The organism is Flavobacterium hercynium, from assembly GCF_002217285.1.
Taxonomy (GTDB): domain Bacteria; phylum Bacteroidota; class Bacteroidia; order Flavobacteriales; family Flavobacteriaceae; genus Flavobacterium; species Flavobacterium hercynium.
Map to the genome: position 1 here is coordinate 16,690 of NZ_MUGW01000024.1, position 16,065 is coordinate 32,754.

At 33.0% G+C, this 16,065-nt stretch carries 15 protein-coding genes; 10 read left to right on the top strand and 5 right to left on the bottom strand.

The window, feature by feature from the left end; translation table 11 throughout:
* The first annotated feature begins 236 nt into the window (after nt 1–236).
* Complete coding sequence (locus B0A66_RS12090) at nt 237–713, top strand: helix-turn-helix domain-containing protein (RefSeq protein WP_089050099.1); 477 nt, start codon at nt 237–239, stop codon at nt 711–713.
* A gap of 83 nt (nt 714–796) precedes the next feature.
* Here the strand turns inward: B0A66_RS12090 and B0A66_RS12095 are convergent, their stop codons facing one another.
* On the bottom strand, nt 797–1,348 hold the full coding sequence (locus B0A66_RS12095; protein ID WP_089050100.1) for a 1-acyl-sn-glycerol-3-phosphate acyltransferase: 552 nt from the start codon (nt 1,346–1,348) through the stop codon (nt 797–799).
* Nucleotides 1,349–1,414: 66 nt separating this feature from the next.
* Here B0A66_RS12095 and B0A66_RS12100 point away from each other — a divergent pair, with 66 nt between their 5' ends.
* From B0A66_RS12100 to B0A66_RS12125, 6 genes are all read left to right on the top strand, one after another.
* Nucleotides 1,415–2,080, top strand: coding sequence for a spermidine synthase (locus B0A66_RS12100; RefSeq protein WP_089050101.1), 666 nt, complete (start codon nt 1,415–1,417; stop codon nt 2,078–2,080).
* A 10-nt stretch (nt 2,081–2,090) separates the two neighbouring features.
* Entirely contained in the window at nt 2,091–2,768 is a 678-nt protein-coding gene (locus B0A66_RS12105) for a peptidoglycan DD-metalloendopeptidase family protein (protein WP_089050102.1), read from the top strand.
* Nucleotides 2,769–2,774: 6 nt separating this feature from the next.
* A complete protein-coding gene (locus B0A66_RS12110) occupies nt 2,775–3,248 on the top strand; it encodes a hypothetical protein (RefSeq protein WP_089050103.1) in 474 nt (157 codons plus the stop codon).
* A 12-nt stretch (nt 3,249–3,260) separates the two neighbouring features.
* Complete coding sequence (locus B0A66_RS12115; RefSeq protein WP_089050104.1) at nt 3,261–3,785, top strand: hypothetical protein; 525 nt, start codon at nt 3,261–3,263, stop codon at nt 3,783–3,785.
* A 50-nt stretch (nt 3,786–3,835) separates the two neighbouring features.
* Nucleotides 3,836–4,306, top strand: coding sequence for a nuclear transport factor 2 family protein (locus B0A66_RS12120; RefSeq protein ID WP_089050105.1), 471 nt, complete (start codon nt 3,836–3,838; stop codon nt 4,304–4,306).
* 139 nt (nt 4,307–4,445) lie between these two features.
* Nucleotides 4,446–6,188 (top strand): APC family permease, encoded by a 1,743-nt coding sequence (locus B0A66_RS12125; RefSeq protein WP_089050106.1) that lies wholly within the window; start codon nt 4,446–4,448, stop codon nt 6,186–6,188.
* 1,073 nt (nt 6,189–7,261) lie between these two features.
* Here the strand turns inward: B0A66_RS12125 and B0A66_RS12130 are convergent.
* A complete protein-coding gene (locus B0A66_RS12130; protein ID WP_089050107.1) occupies nt 7,262–8,917 on the bottom strand; it encodes a S41 family peptidase in 1,656 nt (551 codons plus the stop codon).
* A 251-nt stretch (nt 8,918–9,168) separates the two neighbouring features.
* The gene (locus tag B0A66_RS12135) at nt 9,169–10,656 is read right to left on the bottom strand and encodes an aminotransferase class V-fold PLP-dependent enzyme (protein WP_089050108.1); all 1,488 of its coding nucleotides are present in this window, start codon (nt 10,654–10,656) and stop codon (nt 9,169–9,171) included.
* Nucleotides 10,657–10,835: 179 nt separating this feature from the next.
* Here B0A66_RS12135 and msrA point away from each other — a divergent pair, with 179 nt between their 5' ends.
* Together msrA and B0A66_RS12145 are read left to right on the top strand one after the other, a co-directional pair.
* The gene (gene msrA, locus B0A66_RS12140) at nt 10,836–11,369 is read left to right on the top strand and encodes a peptide-methionine (S)-S-oxide reductase MsrA (protein WP_089050109.1); all 534 of its coding nucleotides are present in this window, start codon (nt 10,836–10,838) and stop codon (nt 11,367–11,369) included.
* Nucleotides 11,370–11,387: 18 nt separating this feature from the next.
* Nucleotides 11,388–12,956 (top strand): protein adenylyltransferase SelO, encoded by a 1,569-nt coding sequence (locus B0A66_RS12145; protein WP_089050110.1) that lies wholly within the window; start codon nt 11,388–11,390, stop codon nt 12,954–12,956.
* Nucleotides 12,957–13,062: 106 nt separating this feature from the next.
* Here B0A66_RS12145 and B0A66_RS12150 read toward each other — a convergent pair whose 3' ends face one another.
* Together B0A66_RS12150 and B0A66_RS12155 are read right to left on the bottom strand one after the other, a co-directional pair.
* Nucleotides 13,063–14,028, bottom strand: a complete 966-nt coding sequence (locus B0A66_RS12150) for a YpdA family putative bacillithiol disulfide reductase (RefSeq protein ID WP_089050111.1) — start codon at nt 14,026–14,028, stop codon at nt 13,063–13,065.
* A gap of 7 nt (nt 14,029–14,035) precedes the next feature.
* A complete protein-coding gene (locus B0A66_RS12155) occupies nt 14,036–14,509 on the bottom strand; it encodes a CYTH domain-containing protein (RefSeq protein WP_089050112.1) in 474 nt (157 codons plus the stop codon).
* A gap of 1,250 nt (nt 14,510–15,759) precedes the next feature.
* Here B0A66_RS12155 and B0A66_RS22855 point away from each other — a divergent pair.
* Nucleotides 15,760–15,924 carry a hypothetical protein gene (locus B0A66_RS22855; protein WP_165766611.1) on the top strand — a complete coding sequence of 55 codons (165 nt, stop codon included), beginning with the start codon at nt 15,760–15,762 and terminating at the stop codon, nt 15,922–15,924.
* Nucleotides 15,925–16,065: the final 141 nt, after the last annotated feature.

Genomic DNA, 16,065 nt, shown 5'->3' on the forward strand with positions numbered 1-16,065 from the left:
TAATGTAAACAGTATTTTAGGCAAATAGTTTAATAAATACAATCCTAATGTTGACAATTGTGATCGATGTTAAATTAATAAATAATAATATTGATTTTCAGTTAGTTAAACCGTGTTACTTAGAGTTAGAATAACCTTTTTATAATACTATATTCCTATTTTACAACTGTAAAATTGGTTATTTTGTTTATTATGATTACATTTGTAAACACTGATCAATTAAATAATAATTTACAATGGTAAACATCGATGATTTTGTAAAAAGGCTCGAGATTATACTCGATTATTATAGTTTAAATGCTTCTACATTTGCGGACAAAATTGGTGTACAACGTTCTAGTATGTCTCACCTACTTTCTGGCAGAAACAAACCTAGCTTAGATTTTGTACTTAAAATTCTGGATGTTTTTCCTGATGTAGATTTGTATTGGATCTTAAACGGAAAAGGAAGTTTCCCTAAACGAGAGGAAGAAATAGAATCTTTTAAAATAGAAAAAGACTTAGAGAATGAAAGAACGATCGCTACTATTTCATCTCAGGAAAATATAATGGCTCATGATCTTTTTTCTAGTATTGAAATCGAAAATGAAAAACCATCACAATCAATAAAGCAACCCGAAAGTAAAACATCAAATATTACTCCAGCTGAAGGTGAAATTGAAAAAATAGTGTTTTTTTACAAAAACGGAACATTTAAGGTGTATGTCCCGTAGTTTGTAAATTTTGCGTATTTGAAAATTTTTAAAAATATTTTTCGTTTAAGCGATTCTCACGAATCCGAAAAAATAGTGAAAATTTAGATCGGAAAACCATTCTCCGGAATTTTCCCCGAAACACCTTCGTAGAACTTTCTCAGAATTTGAATATCGGCTGCATAATCTCCTGTTGGGAAAAATGCTTCTCCAAAAGCAACTTGTTTTTTACCCCAGTCAAAAGCAACAGGAACAATTGGCACATTTGCTTTTAGCGCTATATAATAAAAACCACTTCGCAGTTCTGTTACTTTTTTACGTGTTCCTTCCGGAGCAACTGCTAAACGAAAAACTTCTTTTCTGTCAAAAATAGAAGCAATAGCATCTACTTTATTCAAACCACCTGAACGATCAAGAGGTTCACCGCCAACACTTCTAAAATAAAAACCCCAGGGAAATTTAAACAATTCTTTCTTTCCTACCCAGTTCATTTCTAAGCCGGAAATTCCGCGGGTAAAAATTCCCAAATAAAAATCATGATTACTTGTATGTGGCAATACCATTAATACACACTTTTTTACCGCTGCATTTTCCATTCCCACTATTTTCCAGCCCATTAGCTTAAAAAAGATGAATTTGTATATATTTTTCTTCATTAAATTTTATTGTTTCATGCAAAATAAAAGATTTAAAATGGTAAATTTGAGTAAAAGCGAAACAAAATGATCCCAAAACTGTTTAGTTATCTAATTCCAATTAAAATATTTAAAAAAAAATCAGCACGAAGCAAAACGATTGAAGTAACGTGGGCAAATGGTGAATTGGTACTGGATTCTGAAAACACAAATTATTCTTATGGAAGTCTGCAACGTATCTTAAGGTATGGTCTTAGAAATATTGGATACGACAAAATTCTCAAAATGGATCATATTTTAGTACTTGGTGTGGCAGGTGGCAGCGTAATTAAAACGTTGGCAGAAGAAATAAAATACAAAGGAAAAATTACAGGAGTTGAAATTGACGCTGAAATGATTCAGGTAGCGAACGAATATTTTAACCTCAATCAGATTGAGCAATTAGAAATCATTATCGATGATGCCTTTGAGTTTGTACTCAAAACAAAAGAACATTATGATTTAATCATCATTGACATTTTTGAAGATATAAAAATGCCTAACTTTTTATTTGAAAGTTTTTTTAGCAATCGAGTTTGCCAACTTTTGAAAAATAAGGGATTCATTCTTTTTAATACCATGATTCTGGATGAAGCGCACAATGTTAGAAACAAGAAGTATATTTCAGAAATCGACTCTAAACTTTTTTCTACCAAAATGCTGCCTCGTGTAGAAGATCATAACGAATTAATAATCATCGAAAAAGTAGCGTAATTTAGTATTTATGAAGAGTCTTATTTCTATTTTAAAATCTTTACCACCCACAAAAGTAATTGATTCCAGTATTGATTATTCTAAATATGTTGCTTTAGATTTATCGGTTACCAATAAAGAATTATTTGAGAACAAACCGGCTGATGCTGCTGAATTTGAAAATTATGTAGATCACTTTTTGGAGCGAAACAATGCAAAAGTGGCTTTTGGCGGTTATATCGAAGGGCGTACTTTATATCAGCGAAGCACTATTTTCAAAAATGATTCTGCTTTAGAACGAAACATACATATTGGATTAGATTTATGGACAAAAGAGGGAACATCCGTTTTGGTTCCGCTTGACGGAAAAGTACATAGCTTTAAAAACAACGTTGGTTTGGGCGATTATGGACCGACCATTATTTTAGAACACGAAATTGAAAATGAAAAATTTTATACTTTATACGGTCATTTATCGTTAGAAAGTATAGAAAACCTTGCCGTTGGGGCAGCTTTCAAAAAGGGCGACACCATTGCAACTCTTGGAAATTCAACTATAAATGGAGATTATGCACCACATCTTCATTTTCAGATTATACAAAATATAGAAGATTATTGGGGAGATTATCCCGGAGTCTGCAACACCAATCACCTGAATTTTTACATTGAAAACTGCCCCGACCCTAATTTATTATTAAAAATAACATAAATAGTTATGAAGAAAGCAGTATTGATTATAAGTTTGCTAATGTTAATTGGCTGTAAATCGAAAAATGTAAGCCGTGACACGGAAGATTTAAAAATTAAAAAAGTTTCTGGAGCAGAAATAAATTCCAGCCAGCAACAAAAAGCCTATGATTTAGGAAAACGAGTTTTAGAAACTTGTAACACATCAAAGTTTAAACCTTTTAATGAAACTGAAGTTACCAAATCGGTAATGGAAAACACAACAGAAGAACGTTTAACAAAAACCTGTCAGCGATTTAGACAATATTACGGAAGTTTCATTGATCTTAAATTAGATGGCGTTTACAAAAGCAAGCAGGAAGTTATCTATCGTTATCATGCGATGTACAGCAAAAAGGTAGCCAACAAAGAACTTCGTGTTTTTGTAGATGAAAACAATTTGATCTCTGCCATTAAATCGATGGATTGGGATGAAAAATTTGACGCTAAAATAAACGAATAATAAAATTAAATTATGAATTTAAAATTACCTCTTTTTGTCTTTCTGCTAATCTCGACATTAGCATGTGCTCAGGAAAGTATGGTTGTAAACGGCTCTAAACCTTGGCCAGCTACCGAAAATTATACTTTTATTTGCGAAAAATATGCTTACACAGGCGAGACCGATGTTCAGATTGCAAAAACAGACAAAGGAGGTATTTTAAAATTAACCGTTAAAACAGCAAACGACATTGTTAGAATTGCCGGTGGTTTGTATGTTGATTTAGCCAATGGTGATGTTATTGCCTGCGTAGACAGAAATGTAAAAGAAGCTGCAGACGGAAAAACTTCATCCTATTATTATTTTACTCCGGCAGAATTTAATAAACTAAAAAATACCGATATCAAAGCAATCCGTTTTATACTGGCAGGAGGTCCTACTACTTTTGGAAATCAGACAGGATATTTTACGACGATAAACAGAACTGCTTATTTTTCAACTGCTTTTGATACCTCAAAAAAAACATTTAATACTGCTTCGGCAATTAGTCTTTTATAAGCAATTATATCATTTAATAATTCTTATATTTATCATCTAATTTATCTTACATGAATTCAAACGAAAATTTAATTACAAAATTCTATACTGCTTTTGCAAATGCTGACTACCAAACGATGAGTGAATGTTACCATCCTAAAGTACATTTTATAGATCCCGCATTTGGTTTATTGAAAGAACAACAAGTTTCTGATATGTGGAGAATGTTACTTTTAAGAAGTAAAGGCAATATTAAAATTGAATTTTCAGCTGTTAAAGCAGATGAATCTACTGGTTCTGCAAAATGGGTTGCTACCTATAATTTCAGCAAAACAAACAGAATGGTAACCAATAGAGTTTCGGCTGAGTTTGTTTTCCAGGACGGATTAATAATAAAACATACTGACAGTTTTGATGTTTGGAAATGGTCCAAGCAAGCTTTTGGTACAACAGGACTTTTATTGGGATGGACTGGATTTTTCCACAATAAAATTCAAAAGCAAGCTTTGTTGTCATTAAGTAAATTTCAGCAAACAACATAATTTCCTTTAAAAATCGAAATTTATAATTCACATTAACTAAAATATTTTTTAGTCTTTATTCAATTTATAAGCCGTTATACTATTATACGTTTTTTGGTTATTGCTCTTTGTTAAGTTAATGGTGTTTCAATGAATAAATATGAAAGAACTTGTACACAAAAAATTAAATGAACTTCAGGCTACAGCAATTTGCGGAAACGATATTAGTTCTTCCTGCTTATATGTCTCTGCTTTAACAATTTTATATGCAGGACAATACGCCTGGATTTCTTTACTAATTGTTGCCGTAGTTTTATTTTTGTTTAGAAAAATTTATGGTGAAGTTGTAGGCGCAATTCCTTTAAATGGTGGAGCATATAATGTTTTACTAAATACTTCAACAAAACGCCTTGCCTCTCTGGCAGCAACATTAACTGTTTTGTCTTATATGGCAACGGCAGTAATTTCAGCTTCAGAAGGAATGCATTATTTACACGGTATTTTTGATGGTCTTAATGTAACGATTGCAACAGTCATTGTTTTAGTTTTGTTTACAGGATTGGCCATTTTAGGAATTGGTGAATCTGCTTTTGTCGCCGTCTTTATTTTTATTACACATCTTGTTACCTTAAGCCTTTTAGTTTTAGCATCCTTGTGGTTCATTTTAAATAATGGTTTGGAAACATTTCATATCAATTGGCAAATGCCCGTCGCATTCGGAAATATAAAAACAGCACTTTTTCTTGGTTTCTCGGCAGCAATGCTCGGAATTTCAGGTTTTGAGAGTTCTGCAAATTTTGTTGAAGAGCAAGAACATGGTGTTTTTCCTAAGACGTTGCGAAACATGTGGGGAATCGTTAGTTTTTTCAATCCGGTTATCGCACTTTTATTAATCAGTATTATTCCCTTAACAGAAGTTGGTGCTAATAAAGAATCACTTCTCGCCTATCTTGGCGAAACTACCGGTGGTTCATGGCTGGCATGGCTGATTTCTGTAGATGCTGTTTTAGTTTTATGCGGAGCTGTACTAACTTCATTTGTTGGTGTTTCCGGATTATTAAACCGAATGACCTTAGACCGAATTTTGCCAAATTATTTTCTAAAACAAAATAAAAGAGGATCACATTACAGAATCGTAATCAGCTTCTTGGTTTTATGTTTATCTGTTCAATTTGCAACCAGCGGTCATTTAGAATCTTTAGCAGGAGTTTATACTTTTTCTTTTTTGGCTGTTATGGCATTATTTGGAATCGGAAATTTGTTGCTTAAATACAAACGAGAAAAATTACCAAGACCGGAGCGCGCAAAAGGAATTTCAGTATTAATTGCTGTTTCCGCTATTATTGCTGCCTTTGTGGGTAACATGAAATTGAATATTTACGCTTTTTATACCTTTCTTCAATATATGGTTCCTGCATTAATTTTTATCGGAATCATGCTAAATCGTGTTTTTTTAATTCGGGTTTTAGTTTTAGCCTTAGAATATTTCTACGAACCTTTGCGTAAAATGGTCGTATTGAGCAATCGTTATTTGCGAAAAATGAGTTTAGAAATAAATTCGCAGGAATTTGTATTCTTTACGAAAGGCGATAATATTGCTATTCTGAATAAAGTTTTGCAATATGTTGAAGGAAACGAAACAACAAAAAAACTTAAGATTGTATATATCACAAGTGGCGTTTCTAATAGTGAAGCTTTACAAACTGATCTTGAAGTCCTTGATCGTGCTTACGATCAAATAGATATTGAGTACCTTGAAATTGAAGGCGTTTTTGGTCCCGAAATTATAGACGAGTTATCTAAAAAATGGAACATTCCTAAAAACTTTATGTTTATTGGTTCACCGGGAAATAAATTCTCCTACCGAGTTTCAGATCTTGGAGGTGTTCGTTTGATCATGTAATAATCAGGAGCACAAAAATCAAGTTTCCCAGAACTCCACTCCCGCTTTTCGCTAAATCTTTTATGGCACAATTAGTTACGGAAATTGCCATAAAAGGATATCGCTTCAATCGGGGCTAGATAAGAAAATGTAGAGATTAAATTTAAACACAAATTTCACCAATTTTCACTAATCTATTTGGGCAAATTTTAGTTTATGTCATTAATTTTAAAAAATTTAATTCGTGCTCACCCGTTAAATTTGTGTTGATTTGGAAAATGTGCCTACACGGCAGGCTTCAATCGGGGCTAGATAGGAAAATATAGAGATTAAAAATAAATATAAATTCCACCAATTTTCACTAATCTATTTGTGCAAATTTTAGTTTATGCCATTAATTTAAAAAAATTTAATTCGTGCTCATTCGTTAAATTTGTGTTGATTTTGAAAATGTGCCTACACGGCAGGCTTCAATCGGGGCTAGATAGGAAAATATAGAGATTAAAAATAAATATAAATTCCACCAATTTTCACTAATCTATTTGGGCAAATTTTAGTTTATGCCATTAATTTAAAAAAATTTAATTCGTGCTCATTCGTTAAATTTGTGTTGATTTTGAAAATGTGCCTACACGGCAGGCTTCAATCGGGGCTAGATAGGAAAATATAGAGATTAAAATTAAACACAAATTCCATCAATTTTCACTAATCTATTTGGGCAAATTTTAGTTTGTGTCATTAATTTTAAAAAATTTAATTCGTGCTCATTCGTGAAATTTGTGTTGATTTTGAAAATGTGCCTACACGGCAGGCTTCAATTGGGGCTAGATAGGAAAATATAGAGATTAAAATTAAATACAAATTCCACCAATTTTCACTAATCTATTTGGGTAAATTTTGGTTTGTGTTATTAATTTTAAAAAATTTAATTCGTGCTCATTCGTGAAATTTGTGTTGATTTTAAAAATGTGCTTACATGGCAGTGCAATCGGGGCTAGAAAAGAAAAAATAGTGTTTCTCAGAAATAACAAACCCGACAAGTGTTTTGCTCGTCGGGTTTACTTTTTGAAACAACTTTAGTTTTTATAAAGTCTTTATGCTCCTTTGTTTACAAACTGAATTGCTCTGTCTAAAACTTCATCTTTCTTTTCCTGAGTTCCCACAATTGTTGGTTTGACCACAATATTTGGAACAATTCCAACACGTTGGGTTTCTTTTTTATTTGGATAAAATACTCCGGATGAAGTAAATGAAGAATTAAAACCATTAATGATAGTAAAATTGTAATTAGGTCCATCTGCACCAGCAGTTTGACTTCCAATTATAGTCGTATTGGGTGCTGTCTGAAAAGCCATAGCTGTTTGCTCACCAAAACTAAAAGTACCGGAACCCACCAGAACAATCACTTTTCCTTTGTAATAATCCGGATTTATTTTACCACATTCCTGCATTTCGTTTGCCCAAATGTAACGTCCAGGAAAACTGAGATCTTGAGAAAGCAATCTCAAAATTGGTTTTGGTTCTGGATTTAAATATTCATGCAAAAGAAAATCGGTGTATTTTGGTCTGCTTCTTACATCAAAAATTATGGACTGAGTATTTTTTAATTCTTCCATCATCACATTGATGTCCACCTTTTCGACCTGACTCATGTTAACGTATCCGATATTGTTTTCTAAAATTTTCCACTTGTCCGTACTTTTTGGAGGTGTTCTTTTTAGATCACGATTTTCATACAATCGTATTCTCTTTACTGATTTCAGATTGTTTCTGATAAACTCAATTTCAAGGTCAGGCATATTTCCAGTAAGCATCACCATCCCAATAGACGGAAGAGCTGCATCTTTATTTGAACCTGACATGTATTTTTCCAGTTCCTTTACTTTTTGAGCAACCGTCTTACCATTAACTTTAGTGATTATATCCCCTATTTTAATGTCATCGATGTTTGCAAGTGAATCATTAGCTAAATTCGTAACAACAGCTTTGTCATCTATAATTTTTACTGAAGCTGCAATATATTTTTCTCCTCCTAAGTATTCTATCATTTTCATACTGAAAGTACCCGCGTGAGTATCATTCAATTTTATAGACAATTCACGCATGGCCAACAAGAAATCTTTCTCTGATGCTGGCGTAGCAATATTGGGTAAGATTTCCACCAAGGCATCATCCCATTTTTGATCCATTACATATTTGTACGGGAAAAAATATTCTACATAATTCCAAAATCGAAATAAGCTTAGAATACGCATATTTTTATTAGTCCAGTCAAACTCAGTATATTCTATTTCATTTGTAAAAGAAAGTCGAACGCCCTCACCTTCAAGCGATACATAATGGTTTTTTCCCTGAAATCTGTTTTCAGTAATAAACTGCAATTGTTCAGAGAGTTTCTTAGAAAATAATTTATTTCTTTTAATCCAATCTAAATCAAGGTTTTTAGTAAACAAATCAGTTTTAGCATCAAGCACTAAAGGTTTATTAGCAGGAACAACGCCAAGTGTTTCAACCCATTTTTCTAAAATAGTAGAAAACTCTTCTTTAGTTTGTGCTTTGTCAATTTCAGGCAAAATGTCAAAAAGTTTTTTGTCCCAATTGGTTTTTCCTCCTGCAACTTCAGGATGATAATATTTTAAAAATCCCCAAACTTTGCAAGTCGCTGCTAATTTTTGGTTTTCGGTAATTTTTGTTTGAGAAAATAAGGTTTGGGTAATGACAATAAAAAAACATAATGTAATTTTTTTCATGTAGTAATTTGGTTTAAATAGGTTTTTGGTTGATTAAAAAATAGTAAGATATTTTTTGTAAAAGTGAATAAAAATTAGTTTTACTCAAAGAAAAACTGTCGCTATTTTTTATGCTATCCTAAAGAATTTTTCAGACAGCTGTAAAACAGTTATTTACCTTTAAAAATTAAAAAATCCCGATAGCTTAAAAAAAACTATCGGGATACATATTATATGTTCTACAGAAAAATAGAAACTGTTCTAATCTAGTATTACGATTTAAACCAGCCTGCTACCAATTCATCTTCAAATGATGTAGCATTTTTATGAATGAATTCGTTTGTTTGTTTGTTGTATGAATAATCTAAAGCCCAGGATTCGTGGTTCTTAGCTAAATCTTTAATACTTTCGCAAACTAAAGCAATTTCCTGATCAGTAGTTGTTGGGTGAATAGACATTCTAATCCATCCCGGTTTTTTAATCAAATCTCCAATTGTAATTTCACCTACCAATTTATTAGACGTTTCCTGATCAACGTGTAATAAAAAGTGACCATAAGTTCCAGCACAACTGCATCCGCCTCTTGTCTGAATTCCAAATTTGTCATTCAATAGTTTTACTCCTAAATTAAAATGAAGATCTTCAATAAAAAAGGAAATAACTCCCAAACGGTTTTGATGTTGTCCTGCTAATATTTTGATATTAGGTACATTACCTAATGCCTCAAAAATATAATCAACGATTTCGTGTTCACGTTGCAAAATATTTTCGATTCCCATTTCTTCTTTTAGCTCAATCGCCAATGCCGTTTTGATTACCTGAAGAAAACCGGGAGTTCCGCCATCTTCACGGTCTTCAATATTGTCAATATATTTATGTTCACCCCAAGGATTTGTCCAGCTTACTGTTCCTCCACCAGGACAATCGGGAATCATATTATTGTATAATTTTTTATTAAAAATTAAAACACCTGAAGTTCCTGGCCCTCCTAAAAATTTATGCGGAGAAAAGAAAATAGCATCTAAATAAGATTCAGGATCTTTTGGATGCATGTCGATTTCTACATAAGGTCCTGAACAAGCGAAATCTACAAAACAAACACCGTTGTACTGGTGCATTAATTTTGCTGCTTCGTGAAAAGGTGTTTTTAACCCTGTTACATTAGAACATGACGTTATCGAAGCTATTTTTATAGTTCTGTCAGCATATTTCTCTAATAATAAAGCCAAATTGTCAAGGCAAAAAAGTCCTTTTTCGCAAGACGGAATAATTTCGACATCAGCAATTGTCTCTAACCAAGACGTTTGATTAGAATGATGCTCCATATGTGAAATAAAAACAACAGGTCTTTTTTCAGCAGGAACAACAGTACATTCTTTTAAGTTTTCCGGAATTTTAAGTCCCAAAATACGTTGAAATTTATTGACAACTCCTGTCATTCCGGTACCATCTGTAATTAAAACATCGTCGTTATTGGCATTGGTATGACGCTTGATGATGTTTCTGGCATGATGATATGCTTTTGTCATGGCAGTACCTGACACAGTTGTTTCAGTATGTGTATTGGCTACAAAAGGACCAAAACTGTTTAATAATTTGTCCTCAATTGGGCGATACAGCCTTCCGCTTGCCGTCCAATCCGTGTAAATAATCTTTTTTTGACCGTAAGGAGAAGTAAATTCCTGATCAATACCAACGATATTCTTTCTAAATTGCTGAAAGTATGTTTCTAAGGTGATGGTACTATTTTTGCTATTCATTAGTGTGCCTGTGTTTGATTGCAAATATATTGCTTTTTTAGAGAATTGCGAATTTATCAATTGTAAACTTCAAACATTAAATAACTGTTTACTATCTTTAATTTAATTGTTGTTTTATTAATAATTATCACAATATTCTATCGGATTAATAGGGCATGTAAACTTAAACAATACTATTTATGGAAAATTTATCAGTAGCTACTTTTGGTGGTGGATGTTTTTGGTGCATAGAAGCTGTCATTCAGCGTTTAAAGGGAGTTGAATCTTTAAAATCAGGATATTCAGGAGGTTTTATTAAGAATCCGCCTTATCGCGAAGTGTGTACTGGCAGAACTGGTCATGCAGAAGTTATTCAGGTTGTGTTTAATCCTGACATAATTTCATACCATGATTTGATCTTTATATTTATGACAAGTCATGATCCAACAACATTAAACCGTCAGGGAGCTGATGTTGGGACACAATATCGATCTGTTATTATGTATCATGACGCTGAACAAAAAGTCATTGCAGAACAGGTTTTTGAAGAAGTAAAACCTTTTTACGAAGATCCAATCGTTACAGAACTTGTACCTCTTGAAGTGTTTTACGAAGCTGAAGAAGATCATCAGAACTATTACAATGATAATCAGGATGCGCGTTATTGCCAAATCGTAATTGATCCTAAGATTCAGAAACTTAAAAAAATGTACGCCAATCAACTAGCGGACTAAATTACTTAAACAAATCTCATGAAAGATTTAAAAATAAAAAATCGATTCACAGCTGAACTACCGGCAGATCTTGACGAGACGAACGAAATTCGTCAAGTATCGAAAGCAGTGTTTTCGTTTGTGAATCCAACACCACCTTCGAATCCAAAATTAATTCATGCTTCTGAGGAAGTAGCTGATTTAGTTGGGATTTCGAAAGATGAAATTCAATCTGAAAGCTTTCTGAACGTATTTTCAGGTAAAGAAGTTCTGGCAGGAACACGTCCGTATGCGATGTGCTATGCAGGACACCAATTCGGTAACTGGGCCGGACAATTGGGAGATGGACGTGCTATTAACTTAACAGAAGTCGAACATAACAATTCGTTTTTTACACTTCAGTTAAAAGGTGCCGGAAAAACACCATATTCCAGAACGGCGGATGGTTTGGCAGTTTTACGTTCTTCTGTTAGGGAATATTTGTGTGCAGAAGCGATGCATCATTTGGGAGTTCCTACTACCCGATCGCTTTCGTTGATGCTATCTGGAGATCAGGTTCTGCGTGATATTTTGTACAACGGAAACCCAGCTTACGAAAAAGGTGCTGTAGTGTGCCGTGTCGCGCCATCGTTTATCCGTTTTGGAAGTTTTGAAATGCTGACTGCCAGAAATGAACTCAAAAATTTAAAAGAGTTTGTTGAGTATAACATCAAATATTATTTCCCTGAGATTCAAGGAGAACCAAAAGAACAATATTTGCAATTCTTTAAAACGGTTGCCGATAAAACCCGCGAAATGATCTTGCATTGGCAACGTGTTGGATTTGTACATGGTGTTATGAATACCGATAATATGTCTGTTCACGGAATCACCATTGATTATGGTCCGTATGGCTGGCTAGAAAATTATGATCCAAACTGGACACCTAATACAACAGATAGTCAAAACAGAAGATACCGATTTGGAAATCAGCCTCAGATTGCACAGTGGAATTTGTATCAATTGGCAAATGCGCTGTATCCTTTAATTAACGAAGCAGAACCTTTAGAAAAGATACTAGAATCGTTTATTACTGATTTTGATTCCGATTACAAAACTATGTTTTTAAGCAAGTTAGGATTATTTACTTCAACAGAAGCTGATGATGCATTAATTGAAGGATTGGAAACAGTTTTACAGCTGTCTGAAACGGATATGACAATCTTTTTTAGAAATTTAAGCCAAATTAAGAAGGCCGATTCTATAGAAAAAGCTATAGAAAAAATCGAGTATGCATTTTATACTCCTGCGGAAATTTCGGGAAGTATTTTAGATTCTTGGAAAAAATGGTTTGCTGTATATCTGCAAAGATTACAAGCAGAACATCCTTCAGATCAGGAACGTTCTGAGAAAATGAATACCATTAATCCAAAATATGTATTGCGAAATTATATGTCGCAATTGGCTATTGATGCAGCAGATCAGGATGATTATACTTTGATTGATGAGCTATATTTGCTTTTGCAAAAGCCGTATGATGAACAACCAGAATATGAAAAATGGTTTGCAAAACGTCCGGATTGGGCGCGATCTAAAGTCGGCTGCTCTATGTTATCTTGTAGTTCTTAAGAAATCTCAGATTTATAGTATTTCCCATCAGGCAAATTATCAATTGAATACTAATTGAATTTTTCTGATGGGATTTTTTATTGCACTTAAAATTAAAATAATATTCCTATTTGGAAGTAATACAATCTATAATCATGTTAGCATGAACACGAGAATTTTCTATAAACCATTTGTGCGTTTGCATTCCTCCGCAAACTACACCAGCCAGAAACAGTCCTTGAACATTTGTTTCCATTGTTTCAGCATTGTATTGTGGAATTTTCAGCTCATCGTCTGATAATTTGATTCCCATTTTCTCTAAGAAAGTAAGATCAGGTTTATATCCGGTTAAAGCTAAAACAAAATCATTTTCAATCGTCACTTTTCCGTTTGGTGTTTCGATTTCAACCTCGTTATCAAGGATTTCAGTAATATTAGATTCGAAATAGGCTTTGATACTTCCTTCTTCAATTCGGTTTTCGATATCCGGCTTTACCCAATATTTTACTCTGCTGTTTATTTCGTTTTTACGCACCACCATTGTAACGTTAGCGCCTTTTCGCCAACATTCTAAAGCAGCATCAACAGAAGAATTATTGGCTCCAACCACTAAAATATTTCTAAAAGCATATTCGTGTGCTTCCTTGTAATAATGACGCACTTTTGGTAATTCCTCTCCTTTTACGTTCATTATAATTGGAATATCATAGAAGCCTGTAGCAACAATTACATTTTTTGCTTCGTAGTCATTTTTGTCTGTACCAATTTTAAATCTGCCATTTTGAACTTTTTGAACTTCAGTTACTTTTTCGAATAAATTAATATTGAAATTAAAATAGCGATGAATGTTTCTGTAATATTCTAATGCTTCCTGACGTCCTGGTTTGGGTGCCAGACAATTAAAAGGAATATCTCCTATTTCCAGTCTTTCAGCTGTTGAAAAGAAAGTCATGTACAAAGGATAATTGAAAATACTGTTGACAATAGCTCCTTTTTCTATAATTAAATAGTTTAATTTTTTCTTTTGTGCTTCTATTGCGCATGCTAAACCAATTGGCCCGCCTCCCACAATAATTAGGTCATATTCTGTCATTATACTATTATTTTTCCCAATCTTTAAAAGGATTTTTACTCAGATAGGCATTGTAATATCTTGAATCGTTTGTTACTTCTATTCCAAGCCAATCCGGTTTTTCGAATACTTCTTCTTCTGATTCTAATTCGATCTCTGCCATGATCAATCCTTCATTCTCTCCGTAAAATTCATCTACTTCAACAATGTGTTTTCCTATTTTTACTTCATACCGCGTTTTCTCGATTTTCCCTTTCTCACAGAGTTTAAGTAATTCCTGCGCTTCGTCAAGCGGAATTTCATTTTCCCATTCAAAACGGGACATACCTCCTTGATTACTAATTCCTTTTATAGTAATAAACCCTTTTTGTCCTTTGATTCTAACACGTACCGTTCGTTCCGGAATAGAACTTAAATAGCCCTGGGCAATTTTATTTTGAGTAAAAGCCACTTCTTTAAAATCATTAGATTTCACTAGAAACTTTCTTTCAATTTCAATCATTTTTTTGTTTGTTTTTTCTACTGCAAGTTACTGAAATTAATGCAATCATTTAGAATGCAATAATCCTAAAAACAATGCAAATAATATCGATCGTTCCTACGGAACTTTAAATACTGGGGATACATAAATCAACGGATTAAAATCCGTTGCTACAATATATACCGTTCCTACGGAACTTTTACCTGTATCGAAAAAGAGCCAGAGGCTCGACAGATATTGTAGCGTCGGATTTTAATCCGACGTTAATATAGAAATCTACAAAAAAGATCCATAGGATCGGCCGATATTATCCAGCTTGTAAGCAATTAAACGCAATATTAATATGGAATTTATTTGTGTTATTATTCAAATCTGAAATCAACAATTAAACCTTATAAATCAAATACATAGCTTATAAATTTCAAAAAAACACTGCAAATAATATCGATCGTTCCTATGGAACTTTAAATGCTGGCGTTGCATAAATCAACGGATTAAAATCCGTTGCTACAATATATTTCGTTCCTACGGAACTTTACCAGTTTCAAAAAAGAGCCATCGGCTCGACAGATATTGTAGCGTCGGATTTTAATCAGATGTTAATATAGACAGCAACAAGAAAAGATCCATAGGATCGACCGATATTCTACAGTTAAATAAATAATTAAACGCAATGTTAATATGGAATTTATTTGCGTAATTATTCAAATCTGAAACCAACAATTAAACCTTATAAATCAAATAGATAGCTTATAAATTTCAAAAAAAACACTGCAAATAATATCGATCGTTCCTATGGAACTTTAAATGCTGGCGTTACATAAATCAACGGATTAAAATCCATTGCTACAATATATACCGTTCCTACGGAACTTTACCTGTATCGAAAAATGCTTTTGTAAATCGTAACGGATTGAAATATGTTTCTACAAAATTTGATTATCCTAATCTGATTCTATAATTATCAAAAAAGAGCCAGCGGCTCGGCAGATATTGTAGCGTCGGATTTTAATCCGACGTTAATATAGACAGCTACAACAAAAGATCCATAGGATCGACCGATATTATTCAGTTAGTAAGCAATTAAACGCAATATTAATATGGAATTTATTTGCGTAATTATTCAAATCTGAAACCAACAATTAAAACCTATAAATCAAATAGATAGCTTGTAAATTTCAAAAAAAAGCACTGTAAATAATATCGATCGTTCCTATTCAACGGATTAAAATCCGATGCTACAATATATTTCGTTCCTACGGAACTTTTACATGTATGAAAAAAGAGCCAGAGGCTCGACAGATATTGTAGCGTCGGATTTTAATCCGACGTTAAATATAGACAGCTACAACAAAAGATCCATAGGATCGACCGATATTATTCAGTTAGTTTTAGGCGTGATGATTAAATCGAATATTATTTTCTCGTTTATTTAAAAAATTCTAAAATCCTATTTTGTTAGAAAAATAACCTATTACAAAACAGATGATTGCCAAAGTATTTAGTAAATTTGAGAGTATATAAATTTATTCAGTTCTAAAAAGAGATTTTTACTCCTTTTGGTACGTACATCACCA